Source organism: Polaribacter dokdonensis, from assembly GCF_024362345.1.
GTDB lineage: Bacteria > Bacteroidota > Bacteroidia > Flavobacteriales > Flavobacteriaceae > Polaribacter > Polaribacter dokdonensis.
The window spans coordinates 1,566,311-1,583,726 of record NZ_CP101505.1 but is presented as its reverse complement, the minus strand read 5'-3'; the positions used below and the strand labels follow the sequence as shown (position 1 = coordinate 1,583,726).

The following is a 17,416-nucleotide window of genomic DNA, read 5'->3' as shown; positions in this document are numbered from 1 at the left end:
TGTTATTTATCTGCTTATTTAGGAAAAAGTGACTGTAACAAAACAAATGTGTTTTCGTCTTAAGTATGTAATCAAATTTATAAAAATCATGAAAACCATATCATCAACATTACCAGAAAGAGGAATTTTAACATCAGCCTATAAACAAGAAATTAGAGAAAATATTTCTGTTTCTAAAAGAGCTACTTTATCTAAAATGAAATCTATTATAGAAAATCATCACAACAAAGTTCAAAGTCAAACTGGTACTATTTTACAAGTTTCTTTATTTGCTATTGCTTTAGTTTTAATTGTAATCTAAAAAAAATCTCAAAGCAATTAAGCCTTGAGATTTCATAGAGTATCTAGAAAAGAATAGTTTAGCTTAAAGCTTCTTTTATTCTTTTTATTGCTTCACGAATTTGTATTTCTGATGCTGCATATGAAATTCTAATACAGTTAGGAGATCCAAAAGCATCACCTGTAACAGTAGCAACATTTGCTTTTTCTAAAATGTATAAAGAAAAATCATTGGCATTATTAATTTTGGTACCATTTATAGTTTTACCAAAAAATGCAGAAATATCTGGAAAAACATAAAATGCACCTTCAGGAACATTTACTTTAAAACCATCAATTTCTCTTAGCAAACCAATTACAATATCTCTACGAGTTTTAAACTCATCTACCATATATTGTATTTTCTCTACTGGTGCTAAAACAGCAGTAATTGCAGCTCTTTGTGCAATACAATTTGTACCAGAAGTAACTTGGCCTTGCATTTTTGTACAAGCTTTGGCAATCCATTCTGGAGCACCAATATAGCCAACTCTCCAACCTGTCATTGCAAATGCTTTCGCTAAACCATTTACTGTAATAGTTCTATCGAACATGCTCTCTATAGCTGCAAAACTAAAAGGTTTTGTGTCATAGTTTACGTGTTCATATATTTCATCAGATAAAATAAAAATCTGAGGGTGTTTCTCTAAAACTTCAGCCAAAGCTCTATATTCTGTTTCACTATAAATAGTTCCACTAGGATTATTTGGTGAGTTAAAGAATATCATCTTAGTTTTAGGAGTAATTGCTGCCTCTAACTGAGCTGGAGTAATTTTAAAATCTGTGTCTATAGAAGAAGGTATTTCTACAAAAGTAGCTTCACTTAAAGTTGCTATTGCAGAGTAACTTACCCAATAAGGTGCAGGTAACAACACTTCATCACCTTTATTTAATAATACCTGTGCTACATTTGCAATAGATTGTTTTGCTCCTGTAGAAACCACAATTTGGTTTGGTTTGTAATCTAAACCATTATCTCTTTTAAACTTAACGCAAATGGCTTCCTTAAGTTCTAAATAACCATCTACAGGAGAATAAGAATTATAGTTTTGATTGATAGCTTCAATGGCTGCATCTTTAATAAAATCTGGTGTATTAAAGTCTGGTTCTCCTAAACTTAAGCCAATAATATCTTTTCCTTGGCCTTTTAATTCTCTAGCTTTAGCTGCCATTGCTAAAGTTGCAGAAACAGGTAAACTGTTAATTCTGTCTGATAATGGGTGTGACATTTTTAAATAATTTGTTATGCTACTAATTCTGGTTTTTGTCCTAAAACGCCTAAGTGTCTAAAGTGCTCAATAAGTGCTCTTCTAGTAGTTGCATACTCATTATATGGCAAGTTAAACTCTGCAGCAGTTTCTTTTACAATTTTAGCTAATTTACCATAATGCACATGAGAAATGTGTGGAAAAATATGATGTTCAACCTGATGATTTAAACCACCAGTATAAAAATTTACAAGCCAATTGCTTGGTGCAAAGTTACTTGTGGTGTATAATTGATGGACTGCCCAAGTATGTTCTAAATTTCCATTTTTATCTGGCATAGGCATTTCTGTATTGGGTACAATGTGTGCCAGTTGAAAAACTAAGCTTAAAATCATACCTGCAGTGTAATGCATTACAAAGAAACCTAATAAAACTTTCCACCAAGCAACATCTAAAACTAACATTGGCAATAAAATCCAAAGGGCATAGTAAGCCAACTTAGAAATTACCAATTTTGTCCATTCTGTTTTTGGGTTTGGAAATTTACCATAAGATAATTTTCTTTTTAAATACCTGTGCATTTGCTTTACATCAGTTGTAATAGCCCAGTTAATAGTTAATAAACCATATAAAAAGATAGAATAGTATTTCTGTATTTTATGAATTTTTAACCACTTAGAATGTAAAGAAAAACGTATAATTCTACCTGCATCAATATCTTCATCATGATCTTTTACATTGGTAAATGTATGGTGTAAAACGTTGTGTTGCACTTTCCAATTATAGACATTACCAGCTAAAATATAAATACTACTACCCATTAACTTATTTACCCACTTACGTTTCGAAAAAGATTCATGGTTAGCATCGTGCATTACATTCATACCAACACCAGCCATACCAACACCAGTTATAACCATAAGTAAGGCCATAACCCATTGAGGCATAGAAACTGTAAGTACTAAAATAAATGGAATTAGAAATAAAGAAAACATAATTATAGCTTTAGAATAAAGCTTCCAATTACCTGTTCTATTAATTTCGTTTTCTTTAAAATAAGTGTTTACTCGTTTGTTAAGCGTTCTAAAAAACTTCGCTTTATTAACTCTTGAAAATGTTATGTTATTCATGTATAATAAATAAATGGTAAAAATATGGATTTTATAATAATTACTATGTTAAACGTTCATTATTATTGATAATTGTTAAGACCAAATAACTACTTTTGTGCATTAATATATTTTAAATGGATATACTGCTAAAATACTTTACAGATTTAACAGAAACTCAAAAAGAACAATTTTCTAAATTACAAGATTTGTATAAAGATTGGAATTTAAAGATAAATGTAGTTTCAAGAAAAGATATAGATGAACTGTATTTGCGTCACGTTTTACACTCTTTAGGTATAGCAAAAGTTATGCCATTTAAGCCTGGTTCTAAGGTTATGGACGTTGGAACAGGAGGTGGTTTTCCAGGAATTCCGTTGGCAATTTTATTTCCTGAAACTCAATTTCACTTGGTAGATTCTATTGGTAAAAAAATTAAGGTTGTAAATGAGGTTGCAGAAGGTTTAGGTTTAGAAAATGTTAGAACTACTCATGGTAGAGTAGAGGAAGTAAAAGATACTTACGATTTTATTGTTAGTAGAGCTGTTGCACAAATGGAAACTTTTGTAAGATGGACAAAAGGTAAAATTGCAAAAAAGCAAAATCACGACTTAAAAAATGGAATTCTTTATTTAAAAGGGGGTGATTTAACAGAAGAGTTGCAAAAATATACTTCAGCAACTATTTATGATTTGCCAAATTATTTTGATGAACCTTTTTTTGAAACAAAAAAAGTAGTTCATTTAGGTATGAAGTTTAAAGGTTAATTTTTTTTACTTCTATAATTCTATTAAGCCAAAAGCTGCTACTGCTACTACTCCTATAAAAACTAAAACACAAAAAATTATAAATAGAATTAATAAGCCCAATAAAAATCTAAAGAATTTTAGAATATTTTTTCCAGGAGATAATTTATAAATTCTTCCTATAGCATACATGTAATAGATTATAGAAAATATAAAACTACACATATATACAGTTGGGTGTATGGTTATTGCTAAAAAGAAAGCGATAATGGTAAAGAACGTAGTAAATCCATAAAGGTAAGCGTTCATAATAATATGCTCACCAAAATTATGAGGTTTCCAAAAGGTCCATTTACTTAAAACTGCATAGAGTAGTAAAAAAACAAAAGCAAGTAGGTTAAAATAACGCAGCATAAATTCAGACATTTTTTGCATTGAATCTAATTGCATTGTTGCTATTTTTTTTTCTAGCTTAATTTTTTCTATTTCTTTTTCAGTCGCACTGTTTTCTAAAGGTATTTCTTGATTGGACTGTTCTATGAGTACACTAATCTGTTCTTCATTTACAGAGTTTTGTATGGCTATAAAATCATCAGCAAAATAGTTAAAGATAATAAGAGATAAACCAGCACCAATTGCAAGAAAAGCAAACGGATTTACATAACGTCTTCTAACACCATTTAAATACTCTAAAACCACTTCTTCTGGTTTTAAAGCCATTTTTTTTATCGTTAAAAAGAAACGACTGTCTACTCCAAAAAGATTAATGAAAAAATCGATAAGTAGTTGTTTAAAATGAATACGATTTTTTACAACTAACCCTCCACAATTATTGCAGAAATTTGCATTATCTTTTAATTCTTCATGGCAATTTTTACACTTCATAAAGTAAAAATAAGTTAAAATTATTTTTTAAAACAAAAGAAATTCATTTTAATAGGTTTATTATGAATATAATAGCTGGTTTTAAAAAAAGATTGCAAAAAATACTGACTAATTTTTAATGATTTTTTGAATAATTCTATGGTTATCATCATCTGTTAGTTCAAGAAGATAAATACCTTGCTTAAAATCTGAAAAATTTATTTCAGTGCTATTATTTTGTGCTAGTAATTCTTTGCCCAATAAAGAATATACTTTTACAGTTTTATAGGTTTTGTTTAGGCTACAAATATCTTTTACAGGATTAGGATAAACTACTCTAGTTTTTGTTTTAAAATTAATAGTATTCAGTACTTTTTGAGCATCAATTCTTTTAATTAAGGTTTTACCTCCTTCAGTAAAACTACCACCAACGTATAAAAAGCCATCTTTATAAAAGCCTGCAGTTACAGGTTTATTAGCATCTAAATTGCCCAATTTTGTCCATGTGTTTCCATTCCATACTGCAACTTGATATGTATAGTTTGTAGAAGTTCTTAATGCAGAACCAAAAGCATAAATTTCTGAAGAACTCACAAAAACAAAGTCTAAACTACCATAAAAACCATTGGTAAAAACAGCACTTTGTATGTCTCCTAAAATTTTCCAATAATCTCCATCCCAATAACCAATAACTCCATAATCGAAATTGGTGTTCCAAGTATTAATGTAAATTTCATTTTCACTTACATAATGTATTCTATCAACACCATCAGTTTCATCTAAATTTCCATTAGATAAAACTTTCCATTCAGTACCATCCCAATGTTTTACAAATTGATGACCATTGCTTCTATAACCATCATGTTTGCTGTAAATATCATTTTCATTATTTACCCATAAAGAATTATTACCACTATAAGTACCTCCAAATTGTTGGTCCTTTCCAATAACAGACCAATTGCTACCATTAAACTTGGCAACTGCTCTCCATCTATAATCTTCTAAATCATCAAAAGCACCAACTGCATAAACTTCAGAATCTGAAAGAACTCTAAAATTATAAATGTGTTTGGGCTGATTAAAATCACCAAAATTAGTCCAGTTTAGGCCATCCCATTTTGCAAGGTAATTTACCTCATTTTCATTTTTACCATTGATATAGGTATTGTGAGTGGCATAAATTTCATCATCAGAAACATAAGAAAATAAACCATTAAAACCTGGGTTAAAATCGCCTACAGATGACCAATCTGTGCCATTCCAATTGTATAATTTATAGTATTGAGATGAAACATAAATATTATTAGAATTTACAATTTCAATTTGTTTGATGGGTGAATTTCCAGGTAAAGAAACCACTGTTTCCCATTCTTGAGCATACATAAAAGCACTTAAAAAAAGGGCCATAATTAAACTATATTTTTTCATTTTATTTAAAATATAGATGAGGTTGTTGCAGTTGTAAATTCTTCTAGAAAAAGCATTCCTTTATAAGAATTTCCTTTCTTGTTTAATTTTGGGCTCCAAACAGCAATGCAATATTCATTGGGTTGTACAGCTATAATTCCACCACCAACACCACTTTTTCCTGGTAAGCCAACTTTAAATGCAAATTCTCCTGCTTCATCATAAAAACCACAAGTAAGCATAATTGCATTTATTCTTTTTGCCTCGTTTTTGTTAAGAATTTCTTTTTCTTTATAAGTGATTTTTACATCTTCTGTAAGGTATAAGAAAATCTCAGAGAGTTCTTTACAGCTCATTTCTAAAGCACATATATGAAAATAGAAATCTAAGACATCTTCTACATCATTTTTTATGTTACCAAAAGATTTGATAAAGTTACATAATGCAAAATTTCTGTAACCAGTTTCTCTTTCTGAGGCTGCCACTTTTTTACAATATTCTAAAGTTTGATTGTTGGCAATTTCTCTACAAAATTTTAAAAAATCATCTTTAGGATTTTCTAAATGAGTTACTAAAACATCGCAAATAACAATTGCTCCAGCATTTATAAATGGATTTCTTGGTATTCCACAATCATCATCTAATTGCTGTAAAGAGTTAAAGGCATTACCTGAAGGTTCAACATCAACCCTTTTCCAGAGGTTCTCACCTTCTAAATGATAAGCTAATGTTAATGATAAAATTTTAGAAATACTTTGTATAGAAAACTTCTTGTCATAATCTCCAATACCAAAAGATTCTTTTTTTGCTGTTGTAATATGTGCCCCAAAATTGTTAGGAGAAATTGTGCCAAGTTCTGGTATGTAATTCGCTACTTTACCATCATCTTTTATGTCTTTAAGATCTGAATAAATTCGCTCTATAATATTTTGGCAGTTTTTCATTTACAATTTTGTTTTTATCAAAATTATCAGATTTATTTTTAATAAACAATTTAATCTTATTCATAAAAAAAAGGAACTGAATGTTTCACAGTTCCTTTTTAAAAATATATTCTTTTTTAAGCTTTATTATAAAGCTTCTACAAACAAACCTTCATCCGTTTTAGAAACTTTGGCAACTTCTTTTTTTGTTAAGCCTTTAATGGTTTTATCCCATTTTTTGTTAGACAAACCAGACTGTGTTTTTAAAGTTACTAGTTCTATTTTTTCGGCTTTTGTAATGATTGCTAAAACTTCTTTTTCTTCATCATTTAACTCAATAGAAGGCGCTTTTTTCTCTGGTCTCATTTGAGGGAAAAATAACACTTCTTGTATAGATTGATTGTTGGTTAAGAACATAATTAATCTGTCCATTCCAATTCCCATTCCAGATGTTGGTGGCATACCATATTCTAAAGCTCTCAAGAAATCATGATCTATAAATTCTGTAGCTTCATCATCACCTTTTGCAGCTAATTTTAATTGATGCTCAAAACGTTCACGTTGGTCAATTGGATCATTCAACTCAGAATATGCATTTGCAATTTCTTTACCACAAACCATCAACTCAAAACGCTCAGTTAATTCTGGGTTGTCTCTGTGCTCTTTACAAAGTGGAGACATTTCTTTAGGATAATCTGTAATAAAAGTTGGCTGAATGTAGTTTCCTTCACATTTTTCGCCAAAAATTTCATCGATTAATTTTCCTTTACCCATGGTTTCATCAACCTCAATATTCATTGATTTTGCTGCTGCTCTAATTTCATCTTCGGTTTTACCTGTAATGTCAAAACCTGTAAAATGCTTAATAGAATCTGCCATGGTTACCCTAGCATAAGGTGCTTTAAAATCGATATCATGCTCACCAAATGTTGCTTTTGATGTTCCATTAACAGCAATTGCACAATGCTCTAAAAGTTGCTCACAGAAATCCATCATCCAATTGTAATCTTTGTAAGAAACATAGATTTCCATTGCTGTAAATTCAGGATTATGAGTTCTATCCATTCCTTCATTTCTAAAGTTTTTAGAAAACTCATATATACCATCAAAACCACCAACAATAAGTCTTTTTAAATACAACTCATTAGCAATTCTCATGTATAAAGGTATATCTAAAGAATTGTGATGTGTAATAAATGGTCTTGCAGCTGCACCTCCAGGAATTGGTTGTAAAACAGGTGTTTCTACCTCAAAATAACCAGCATTATTAAAGAAAGAACGCATTGCATTAAACAACTTAGTTCTTTTAATAAACACTTCTTTTACATTTGGGTTTACTACCAAATCTGCATAACGTTGTCTGTAACGCATTTCTGGATCGTTAAAGGCATCATAAGTATTACCATCTGCATCTACTTTTGGTAATGGTAAAGGTTTTAAAGCTTTAGAAAGTAATTTAAAGTCTTTAACCATTACTGTTTTTTCACCTACTTGTGTGGTGAACAAAGTACCTTCTATACCAATAAAATCGCCAATATCTAGTAATTTTTTATAAACATCATTGTATAATGTTTTGTCTTCTCCAGTACAAATTTCATCACGATTGAAATATACTTGTATTCTACCTTCACCATCTTGTAACTCTGCAAAAGAGGCTTTACCTTGTATTCTTCTAGACATTAATCTACCAGCAATAACAACCTTTTTGTTCTCTTCAAAATTGTTTTTTATTTCTTTAGAATTAGAATCTAATGGGAATAAATCTGCTGGGTAAGGGTTTATACCCAATTCTCTTAATTTTGCGAGCTTTTCTCTACGTACAACTTCTTGTTCTGATAATTGCATTTGCTTTGTAAATTTCTAGTGTTAAATAATGGGTGCAAAGATACAATCTATCAATTAATAGAGCATTCAGAAAATAGTAAAAAAAAGGATATTTATTTTATGATTTCTAAAATCTAACTATATTTGTGCATCACTTTTTGTTAGAGTGATAAAGTTGTGTTGTTTTGGCACTTTCGTAAAAGTGTCTTGGTTTTGTTAACCAATGGAAAGCTTCCCTTTAAAGGGACGCTTTTTTTATTTTATAGCAATATTGTTTATCATCATTTATAAATTTGTAACATTATAAAAATTAAGAATGCTAGTTAAACTTAGCTAAACTAGTTTGTAATATTTCAATTATAAAAAGAAGAAGTTATCAATTACAGCATTTTTTGCTGTTTCTTGTAAAATGAATCTGCTTGTAATTTCATGAGTTCTCTAGCCATTTTTTGTTTGTAGTCATACAATTCTTCATCAGCAGTAATATCTTTGTACACTTTATTATCTATAGTAACATCTGCATTTAGCATTTGTTCTCTTTGTTGCATTTGCTGAGTTGCCCAAGTTTTAACAGCGGATAATTTTTCTTCTATTTTAAAATCATATTCACCTTTTGGTGCTAATAATTTTGCAATGATTGGTGATGTTTCAATAGCTAAAAACAGTAAGAATATAAAAAATGAGGTAAAGAATGGTAACTTACCTAATGCATTAATTCTAGCCATTAAACCATCAAAATTAGAAATTATAGGTTGCGATTTTGTTTCCGCTGATTTTTGTTGTGCAATTAAAGCATTAATCGATTTTTCTTTCTCTGCAATTTTTAAAGAATTATTTGTTTTTAATTCTTGTAAAGCCAATAATGAAGCATCATGCTTTGCTCTTTTCTCTTCATAAACTGGTCCCTTACCTAATTTTTTGGTTCCAGCTGTGCCTTCTGCTTCAGAAATATAAATTTGATACAAGGCATTAGTTTCATTTTCTTTGGTAAGAATCTCGTTTTTTAAAGTCTCAATTTCTGTATTAATTTTGCTAATTTCTGGAGTGAATTGTTGTGCAATTTGGGTTTTATTATCTAAAGTCATTTGGTTTTTTTCTGAAAGTAAAACCTGATTGATTTCTTTTTCAAATAACTTTAATTCTAAAGGTTTAGAAATAACAACGGCTATAATAATTGCCAAAATAATTCTTGGTGTTGCTTGTGCTACTTCTTTCCATTTAGAATCTGATTTTTTAATGGTAGATACTATAAACCTGTCTAAATTAAAGATGAGTAAACCCCAAATTAATCCGAAGAAAATGGCAGTGTACAAATTATCAAAAACAGTATACAAAGCATAAGAGCCAGCTATTGTAGCCATTACTGCTGTAAAAAAAACGGTAGCACCAATACCAGCATATTTATTTTGTTCACCATTAGAACATTTATTTATTAGATTTTTATCAACTCCAGAACAAGTAAGAAAGAAAGTTTTAAGCACAATTGTAGTTTTTAGGTATACTTACAACGTATTTAATCTGAATTTGTTACATAAAAAAACCTCGAATTTGCGAGGTTTTTCTATTTTATTTGTCAAGAAGCTTCAGTTCTATATTAATATTTTGAACTTTTAAAGTTTAGTGATAATTCTTACGGATTTAGAACCATCTTTTTCTCTATTTATATGGGTGCTTTTAATAGAATTAGGCTTTATCTTATTAATATCTTTCTGTTGTATTACTTTACCATTTAAATAATAAGTTACTTTTTCTCTGTTTTTTTTCTTCTCTTCTTCTGTTAGGTTCTCTAATGCTTTTATAAAAGACTTTTCTTTTAATTTATCTACATTTTCTAACGTAATTTTAGGTTGTTTTTTCTTTACAGGTATTGTATCTTTTACCTTTAAAGACTTAGCAACATTATTTTGATCTACTTTTTGCTTACGTTTTTTCTTAGCCTTTTTTGGTGCTGGAGGTATTTTATTTAAAGTATTACCAGTTCTTCTTTTCCAGTTTTCGAATTCTATTTTTGCTTTTTGCTTTTCTTCTTCAGATGCATTCATTGGAGCAGGTGGAGGGGGAAATAATAATTTATCTTCTTCTGTTAAATCTTTTCTTAACTTATAGAAAACAACATTATTTTTCATTAATCTGATGTAAGGTCTAAAAGGGTTTTCTGGTCTAGTAACTTTGTTTTTATCTGCTCTAGACATTCTAAAATACATTCCACCCAAATCTGAAAACTCTCTATCAATTACTTCTTTTTCAGAGTTACTTTTATGGATATAATGTTTTCCTTCAGCTTTTAAACTTTCGAATATTTTATGTTTCTTATTATACTCTTTTACAATATCTAAGTTTACAAATTTTCCATTTTTGTAATATCTAGCTATTCTTTCATTTTTATCAAACGTGTAGTAATATTTTTGACCATCAATTGTAATGAACCAACTTTTATTAAACTTTGGGTCTTTTTGAACTTTATCAATTAATTTAAAGTTTGCGTTAGTACTTTGCTTAGACCCATTACTACTTGGTAGATTGTACTTTCTCTTTTTAGGTTGCTCTTTAATTTCTTCAAGCTCACGTTCCTCTTTTTTCTCCTCTATTTCTATAATGTTATATTCATCCTTTAGATAGTCCATAAATTTTTCTACTCGTTTTTTATTTTGAGCATTAAAAAAAGCTGTAGTTTCTAAATGGGCTTGATTCTCTTGAGGAAAACGTTTGCTTCTAGCATTTTTATATACATGACTGTTAGAATATCTTGCAAAGTCTATTGCCTTATATTTTTTTAAAACTTCATTTTTCACCACTTTTCCATCAATCCAAACAGCATATTTTTTACCATCTTTTAGAGCTTCAAATTGGTTTTTAGTTGGAACTTTTTTGTCGAATTTTAAAGGTGGAGGAGGAACTAGTCTTTTCTTTTCTTCCTCATTTAATTCACTATATTTTTTTATTATAATTTTTCCGTTTTTATCTTTTCTTTGAATGGTTAAGTTTTTGTAATAATAATTTTTATACATTTCAAGATCAGATAAATCCATTTTTTGAAAAGGAACTACCTCTACAATAGTTTCTATAGCTTCTTCTTTAATTTCCTTTTCTTCTTGGGCTTCTATTCTTTGAGCAAAAAGAAAAGTAAAGGCTACTAATAAAGGAGCAATCGCTAACTTTTTTAGTAAGATTTTAGTTGGGGAACTTGTGGTTGTCATCATTTTTAATCTTTTTTTAGTTACTAGGTAATTTAAATTACTGGCCAAGTAATATTCGTTTTTCCAAGCAGCTTTATTCAATAATAAGTACTGATATTCTTGGGTGTTATTATGTTGTGTGATTACATTTTCGTCAGCTAAAAACTCGTGATTTATTTGAATTGCTTTTTTTAGAAAAATAAATAACGGATTTATCCAAAATATAATTTGAAATAGCTCTAGAATTAAAATATCTAACGTGTGCTTTTGGGTAGCATGAGTTAGCTCATGTGTAAATAATTCATCTTCAATTTCATTTAGTTCATATTGTTTTTTGTTGATGAAAATATAATTCCAAAAGGTATGTGGTAAAATTTTATCTTCAACTAAAACTAAGATGGCATTGTCATGAATAATCTTATTATTCTGATGTATTTTTGATAAGATTTTATAGAGATTTCTACTAAAACGTATTAATAAAATTAATGAAACTAAGAGGTATACAGCTAAAAGTATATTAGCGTAATTTATTGTGGTCTCTGTTATTATTTCTGTGGGTACATATTCTATTGATCCTGTATCTATAGCTTCAAAAAATATAGGAGTATTGTCTTCTGTAATTGAATTGGTCTCTGTATAAATGGTATAAAGAGGTGCTAAAAAAGAAAATATAATACTGCCTAAAAGAAAAAATCTATTGAAGCTGTGCATTTTCTCCTTTTCTAAAATAAGATGATAAAAACCTAACAACAAGGCTAGACAGCAAGCTGATTTTAGTAAGTAAATAATCATTTTTGTTGTTTTTTAATTTGATTGTCTATCACTTTTTTCAATTCTTCTAATTCTGATGTAGATAAGTTAGTTTCTTTTGTAAAAAACGAAGCAAATTGACTAGCAGAATCATTAAAGAAATTTTTAATTAACCCATTTACATGATTTGAGAAATAATCTGTTTTTTTAATCAAAGGATAATATTGTCTTGATTTACCAAACAATTTATAATCTATAAAACCTTTATCAGCTATTCTTTTTAATAAAGTAGCTACAGTTGTTGTTGCTGGTTTAGGCTCAGGAAAATCTTCTAATAATTCTTTAAGAAATGCTTTTTTGCGTTTCCATAAATATTGCATTAATTGCTCTTCTGTCTTAGATAATTGCATGATAAATCATTTTTACTCTACAAACATAGAATAAAATTTTTAATTCTACAAACGTAGAGTTAAAAAAGATTCTTTATTATTTTACTAAATTTGTTTAAAAAATATAAAACTTATATATGAAAAAGGTATTGTTTACTCTGTTTGCAGTTCTAATCTTAGCATCTTGTGCAACTAAAAAATTTAAAGAAAAATGGTTAGAAAAAGAGGCACCAGCAACTTTTAAAGCTCGTTTTGAAACTACTCAAGGTAATTTTGATATTGAAGCTGTTAGAGAATGGTCTCCTGCAGGTGTAGATAGATTGTATCAACTTATTACCCACAACTATTATGAAGATGTTTCCATTTTTAGAGTTGTACCCAATTTTGTGGCACAATTTGGTATTCATAATGATACTCTAATAAATAATGCTTGGGGAGAAAGAGGTGTAAAAGATGAGCCTGTTTTACAAAAAAACGATTCTATGACAATTGCATTTGCCAGAGGTGGAGTAGAAACGAGGTCTAATCAAATCTTTATTAATTTAAAGAAAAATTATAGATTAGATAAGCTAGCTTATTCTGGGGTTACTGGTTTTCCAGTAATTGCTAAAGTTATTGATGGCCAAGAAAATGTATTAAAATTCTATGGTGGTTATGGAGATAAATTAGGTTACAAACAAGACTCTGTTGCAAAGTTTGGGAATGTTTTTTTAAGAGAAAAATACCCTAAAGTAGACTACATAAAAAAGGCGTATATCTTAAAGGAATAATGTATGAGAATATTCATTCTATTTTTTGTTTTATGCTATTCAATGAACATTTTATCTCAAGAAAAGTTCGAAAAGGAATATAGAGTAGACAGAGAGCAAATACCACAGATATCATTAAATTTTGTTGATAATTTAAAATTTAAAAAGAAGATTAAATGGTATGTAGAAGAAAGTAATGAGGGTAAAACCTATGAAGCTAAAACTTGTTATTTAAAGTATCTATACAGTTTAGAATTTTCTGAGAAAGGCGAAATTTTAGATGTTGAAAAAAAGGTAAAATTTAAAGAGTTGCCAAATGATGTTCAAAATAATATTAGTGATAAACTTTCTGAAAAATTCAAGAAATTTAAGTTTAAGAAAATTCAAATTCAATATAAAGGAACAGAGCAATATTTAATAGATTTTATTAAAAATAAATCTGATAATAATGATCTAAAAACTTCATATGAAATAATTGTAAAGGCTAAAGAAACAGATACTTACAAGTTGTATGAAATCTTATTGAACGAGCAAGGTGATATATTAAAAATGCTAGAATTTAGAGCCATAAATTCAATTAACTTAGAATTTTAATGACTTTAAAAAAGTTCACTTTTTCACTTTTTGTATTTGCTCACGTTTCAATTTTTGCGCAAAACACACTAAATAGTGGTTTGTTACCAAAAATAGTGCTGTCTAAAGAAATTTCAGATAAAACAAAGTCTATTAATACTATTGAATCTAGGTTTATAGTAGATGAAGATGACAAAAACATTAGCTTTAGTTTAGTAGATATGTCTACTATTTTATCCTTTAAAACTGGTTTAAACAAATCATTTAATTTTGGGTATTTGTTACGTTTAAAGAATGAAGAAACTATTCATAGAACGTTTCAGCATTTTAATATAATTCAACAACAACTTACTTATAAATTAGCGCATCGTTTTGCTTTTGAACAGTTTTATCAAGATGGATTTAGTCCTACATTTAGAACTAGATACAGAATAGGATTTCAAAAAGCCTTAAATGGAGAGCAGTTAGATCTTAAAGAATTCTATATTAAAATTGCGAATGAATATTTGTATAATTTTAATGATCTACAAATAAGATTAACCCCATATTTAGGATATCAAATGACCAAGAAAAATAGGGTAGAATTGGGTTTAGATTATAGGCTTAGCCAATTCATAAATAAAAGTACTAAAAACGATATTTGGTTTAGAGCCACTTGGTATATTTCTTTAAACTAAATAAGCAGCTACAAAAATGTAGCTGCTTATTTAGTTAATTTCTTAAACTATTACTTAAGTTTAAAAGTAACTTTTCTAGCAAACTGTCTTGCATCTTTTGTTACAGATTTGTCTTCTCCTCCTCCATAATAAGAAAGTCTAGCTGGGCTTATACCTGCAGCAACTAATACATCAAATACTCTTTTAGCTCTATTTTGAGATAATGTTTTATTTCTATCTTCAGAACCTGTTTCATCTGCATAACCAATTAATTCAGCATTTACTGTAGGATTATCTAACATAAACTGCTTTAAATAATTTACAGAGTTTAAAGAACCATCTTGAATTCTACTTTTGTTTACATCAAAATAAACATTAATGTAACCACTATTTAATAATTGTCTTATGAAATCTACATTAGAACCAGTTACAACATTTGCATATTTATCTGCTTCATCTTTTCTTACATATCTTTCATCTAACTCAGTCATGATTAGATCTTTGTTAGGTGTAGCAGCAATTTCTTTGTTTTTTAAAACCTCAATTTCTTTTTCTGCAGCAGCTAATCTAGTTTTAATTTCTTCTAATTCGTCATTAACTACAACTTCTTCCATATGATATGAATCTGCTAATTGCTTATTTTTACCTAAAGCAAAACTAAGACCTAATGAAGTATTGAATAAGCTAATGTTAGATTCTCTTGGACTTAAATTAGGACCTCCATCAAAATTATCTTCTTGATAAAAATGAACTAAAGAAGAAAAGTCTAAAAATACAGACATTCTATTATTGATTCTAAATTGAGGCGTAATTCCAAAATTTAAAGCCATCATTAAATCTCCTCCATTATCTGCTGGTTCTGTAATATTTAACGAAGCAGCACCAACTCCACCATGCATTAAAAGGTTAAAACGATCTGTCCAAGTATGAAATTTTAAAACATCACCCATATTTACAACTCCCTCTAAAGAAGCTCTGTAGTAGTTAGATTTAAATGGTAAATCTGCTTCGTCTTGAAAGCTACTGTATCCTAAATCTAGGCGTAATCCGAAACGATTATTAAACATATATCTAATACCTAAATTTCCTTGACCAAATAAAGCAGGGTTGTAACCTGGACTTAAACTAGCACCTACAGTATGTATACCAGCACCTAAATCTATGGCCCAATGATCATATTTATCTTTAGAATTTTGAGCGTTAATAGTAAAAATACAGCTCAATAATAATGTTATTGATAAAATCTGTGTAATTGTTTTCTTCATGTTTCTTAATTTTCGATGTAAAATTAATGATATTTTTTTAATTCAAATCTGTAAAATACTTATAAAAATAAGGAATTGTTTCAATTCCCTTTAAATAATTCCAAACCCCAAAATGTTCGTTAGGAGAATGTATTGCATCAGAATTTAAACCAAAGCCCATTAATATGGTTTTACTTTTTAAATATTCTTCAAATAAGGCAACAATTGGTATACTTCCTCCACTTCTTTGTGGTATTGGAGTTTTTCCAAAAGTTGTTTCATATGCTTTACTAGCTGCTTGATAAGCAATGTTATCTATTGGAGTTACATAACCTTGACCTCCATGATGAGGAGTAACTTTAACAGAAACAGCCTTCGGAGCAATACTCTCAAAATGTTTTACAAATAAATCTGTAATTTCTTTCCAGTCTTGGTTTGGCACCAAACGCATAGAAATTTTGGCATATGCTTTAGAAGCAATGACAGTTTTGGCACCTTCGCCTGTGTAACCTCCCCAAATTCCATTTACATCTAAAGTAGGTCTAATAGAGTTTCTTTCGTTGGTAGAATAACTTTCTTCACCATAAACATCGCCTATTTTAATGGCATCTTTATACGCTTCTAAATTAAAAGGAGCCTTAGCCATTTCTGCTCTCTCTTCTTTTGATAGTTCTTCGACATTATCATAAAAACCTGGTATAGTAATATGATTGTTTTCGTCATGAAGCGAGGCAATCATTTTGGTTAATATATTTATAGGATTTGCAACTGCCCCTCCATATAAACCAGAATGTAAATCTCTATTTGGCCCTGTTACTTCCACTTCTACATAACTTAAACCACGTAAACCAGTAGTGATTGATGGAATATCATTGGCAATCATTCCTGTATCAGAAATTATAATAACATCATTTTGTAATTTTTCTACATTTCTAGGCACAAACCAAGATAAACTTTCAGAACCTACTTCTTCTTCACCTTCAATCATAAACTTTACATTACAAGGTAAATTACCTGTATTAGTCATGTATTCTAATGCCTTAACATGCATGTACATCTGACCTTTATCATCACAAGCACCACGTGCAAAAATGGCTCCTTCAGGATGAATATCTGTGGTTTTAATTACAGGTTCGAAAGGAGGAGAGTGCCAAAGTTCTATTGGATCTGCTGGTTGAACATCATAATGTCCATAAACCAAAACTGTAGGTAAATTTTTGTCAATAATTTTTTCTCCATAGATGATAGGATAACCTGGAGTTTCACAAGATTCAACTTTATCACAACCTGCTTTTTTTAAGCTTTCCATAACAAAATCTGCAGTTAATAAAACTTCTTTTTCAAAAGCCTTATCTGCACTTACAGAAGGAATTTTTAAGAGTTCTAACAGCTCATCTAAAAATCGTTGTTTGTGCTCTTTTATATAAGTATTAATGCTATTCATGTGTAAAATTTAAATTCTACTTCAAAAATAGAAAAA

At 29.1% G+C, this 17,416-nt stretch carries 16 protein-coding genes; 5 read left to right on the top strand and 11 right to left on the bottom strand.

Annotated elements, in window-relative coordinates:
- Positions 1–88: 88 nt before the first annotated feature.
- Entirely contained in the window at positions 89–301 is a 213-nt protein-coding gene (locus LPB302_RS07065; RefSeq protein WP_053974226.1) for a hypothetical protein, read from the top strand.
- 58 nt (positions 302–359) lie between these two features.
- Here LPB302_RS07065 and LPB302_RS07060 read toward each other — a convergent pair whose 3' ends face one another.
- Complete coding sequence (locus tag LPB302_RS07060; protein WP_176966459.1) at positions 360–1,547, bottom strand: pyridoxal phosphate-dependent aminotransferase; 1,188 nt, start codon at positions 1,545–1,547, stop codon at positions 360–362.
- Positions 1,548–1,561: 14 nt separating this feature from the next.
- Positions 1,562–2,656: a fatty acid desaturase family protein gene (locus LPB302_RS07055; RefSeq protein ID WP_053974227.1), complete on the bottom strand. Its 1,095-nt coding sequence runs from the start codon at positions 2,654–2,656 to the stop codon at positions 1,562–1,564.
- Positions 2,657–2,772: 116 nt separating this feature from the next.
- Here LPB302_RS07055 and rsmG point away from each other — a divergent pair, with 116 nt between their 5' ends.
- The gene (gene rsmG / locus LPB302_RS07050) at positions 2,773–3,402 is read left to right on the top strand and encodes a 16S rRNA (guanine(527)-N(7))-methyltransferase RsmG (protein WP_053974228.1); all 630 of its coding nucleotides are present in this window, start codon (positions 2,773–2,775) and stop codon (positions 3,400–3,402) included.
- 12 nt (positions 3,403–3,414) lie between these two features.
- On the opposite strand, the gene LPB302_RS07045 is transcribed toward rsmG, so the two are convergent.
- The 7 genes from LPB302_RS07045 to LPB302_RS07015 form a co-directional block, all read right to left on the bottom strand.
- Complete coding sequence (locus LPB302_RS07045; RefSeq protein WP_053974229.1) at positions 3,415–4,266, bottom strand: DUF3667 domain-containing protein; 852 nt, start codon at positions 4,264–4,266, stop codon at positions 3,415–3,417.
- A gap of 108 nt (positions 4,267–4,374) precedes the next feature.
- The gene (locus LPB302_RS07040; protein WP_053974230.1) at positions 4,375–5,673 is read right to left on the bottom strand and encodes a T9SS type A sorting domain-containing protein; all 1,299 of its coding nucleotides are present in this window, start codon (positions 5,671–5,673) and stop codon (positions 4,375–4,377) included.
- A 5-nt stretch (positions 5,674–5,678) separates the two neighbouring features.
- The gene (locus LPB302_RS07035) at positions 5,679–6,596 is read right to left on the bottom strand and encodes a glutaminase (protein WP_053974231.1); all 918 of its coding nucleotides are present in this window, start codon (positions 6,594–6,596) and stop codon (positions 5,679–5,681) included.
- 126 nt (positions 6,597–6,722) lie between these two features.
- Positions 6,723–8,420: a lysine--tRNA ligase gene (lysS, locus tag LPB302_RS07030; RefSeq protein ID WP_053974232.1), complete on the bottom strand. Its 1,698-nt coding sequence runs from the start codon at positions 8,418–8,420 to the stop codon at positions 6,723–6,725.
- 359 nt (positions 8,421–8,779) lie between these two features.
- Positions 8,780–9,880 carry a DUF4407 domain-containing protein gene (locus LPB302_RS07025; protein WP_053974233.1) on the bottom strand — a complete coding sequence of 367 codons (1,101 nt, stop codon included), beginning with the start codon at positions 9,878–9,880 and terminating at the stop codon, positions 8,780–8,782.
- Positions 9,881–10,009: 129 nt separating this feature from the next.
- Positions 10,010–12,367, bottom strand: coding sequence for a M56 family metallopeptidase (locus LPB302_RS07020; protein ID WP_082329777.1), 2,358 nt, complete (start codon positions 12,365–12,367; stop codon positions 10,010–10,012).
- A complete protein-coding gene (locus LPB302_RS07015; RefSeq protein WP_053974235.1) occupies positions 12,364–12,735 on the bottom strand; it encodes a BlaI/MecI/CopY family transcriptional regulator in 372 nt (123 codons plus the stop codon). Before LPB302_RS07015 ends, LPB302_RS07020 begins: the two co-directional genes overlap by 4 nt.
- 116 nt (positions 12,736–12,851) lie before the next feature.
- Here LPB302_RS07015 and LPB302_RS07010 point away from each other — a divergent pair, with 116 nt between their 5' ends.
- Genes LPB302_RS07010 through LPB302_RS07000 form a run of 3 tightly spaced genes read left to right on the top strand, consistent with a single transcriptional unit; the run spans position 12,852 to position 14,713 of the window.
- Positions 12,852–13,484 (top strand): peptidylprolyl isomerase, encoded by a 633-nt coding sequence (locus LPB302_RS07010; protein WP_053974236.1) that lies wholly within the window; start codon positions 12,852–12,854, stop codon positions 13,482–13,484.
- Between the two features lie 42 nt (positions 13,485–13,526).
- A complete protein-coding gene (locus LPB302_RS07005) occupies positions 13,527–14,057 on the top strand; it encodes a hypothetical protein (protein WP_231658714.1) in 531 nt (176 codons plus the stop codon).
- Entirely contained in the window at positions 14,057–14,713 is a 657-nt protein-coding gene (locus LPB302_RS07000) for a DUF2490 domain-containing protein (RefSeq protein WP_053974238.1), read from the top strand. The genes LPB302_RS07005 and LPB302_RS07000 overlap by 1 nt, the downstream gene beginning before the upstream one ends.
- 50 nt (positions 14,714–14,763) lie before the next feature.
- On the opposite strand, the gene LPB302_RS06995 is transcribed toward LPB302_RS07000, so the two are convergent.
- Together LPB302_RS06995 and LPB302_RS06990 are read right to left on the bottom strand one after the other, a co-directional pair.
- Positions 14,764–15,957 (bottom strand): OmpA family protein, encoded by a 1,194-nt coding sequence (locus LPB302_RS06995; RefSeq protein ID WP_053974239.1) that lies wholly within the window; start codon positions 15,955–15,957, stop codon positions 14,764–14,766.
- A 37-nt stretch (positions 15,958–15,994) separates the two neighbouring features.
- Positions 15,995–17,380, bottom strand: coding sequence for a dipeptidase (locus LPB302_RS06990; protein ID WP_053974240.1), 1,386 nt, complete (start codon positions 17,378–17,380; stop codon positions 15,995–15,997).
- Between the last annotated feature and the right edge of the window lie 36 nt (positions 17,381–17,416).

Bases quoted from the DNA above. Each gene is read 5' to 3' on its own strand.
- LPB302_RS07055 (WP_053974227.1), bottom strand. From the start codon at position 2,656: ATGAATAACATAACATTTTCAAGAGTTAATAAAGCGAAGTTTTTTAGA.
- LPB302_RS07035 (WP_053974231.1), bottom strand. From the start codon at position 6,596: ATGAAAAACTGCCAAAATATTATAGAGCGAATTTATTCAGATCTTAAA.
- LPB302_RS07065 (WP_053974226.1), top strand. From the start codon at position 89: ATGAAAACCATATCATCAACATTACCAGAAAGAGGAATTTTAACATCA.
- LPB302_RS07015 (WP_053974235.1), bottom strand. From the start codon at position 12,735: ATGCAATTATCTAAGACAGAAGAGCAATTAATGCAATATTTATGGAAA.
- LPB302_RS07040 (WP_053974230.1), bottom strand. From the start codon at position 5,673: ATGAAAAAATATAGTTTAATTATGGCCCTTTTTTTAAGTGCTTTTATG.
- LPB302_RS07060 (WP_176966459.1), bottom strand. From the start codon at position 1,547: ATGTCACACCCATTATCAGACAGAATTAACAGTTTACCTGTTTCTGCA.
- LPB302_RS07000 (WP_053974238.1), top strand. From the start codon at position 14,057: ATGACTTTAAAAAAGTTCACTTTTTCACTTTTTGTATTTGCTCACGTT.
- LPB302_RS07020 (WP_082329777.1), bottom strand. From the start codon at position 12,367: ATGATTATTTACTTACTAAAATCAGCTTGCTGTCTAGCCTTGTTGTTA.
- lysS (WP_053974232.1), bottom strand. From the start codon at position 8,420: ATGCAATTATCAGAACAAGAAGTTGTACGTAGAGAAAAGCTCGCAAAA.
- LPB302_RS07005 (WP_231658714.1), top strand. From the start codon at position 13,527: ATGAACATTTTATCTCAAGAAAAGTTCGAAAAGGAATATAGAGTAGAC.
- LPB302_RS06995 (WP_053974239.1), bottom strand. From the start codon at position 15,957: ATGAAGAAAACAATTACACAGATTTTATCAATAACATTATTATTGAGC.
- LPB302_RS07045 (WP_053974229.1), bottom strand. From the start codon at position 4,266: ATGAAGTGTAAAAATTGCCATGAAGAATTAAAAGATAATGCAAATTTC.
- rsmG (WP_053974228.1), top strand. From the start codon at position 2,773: ATGGATATACTGCTAAAATACTTTACAGATTTAACAGAAACTCAAAAA.
- LPB302_RS06990 (WP_053974240.1), bottom strand. From the start codon at position 17,380: ATGAATAGCATTAATACTTATATAAAAGAGCACAAACAACGATTTTTA.
- LPB302_RS07010 (WP_053974236.1), top strand. From the start codon at position 12,852: ATGAAAAAGGTATTGTTTACTCTGTTTGCAGTTCTAATCTTAGCATCT.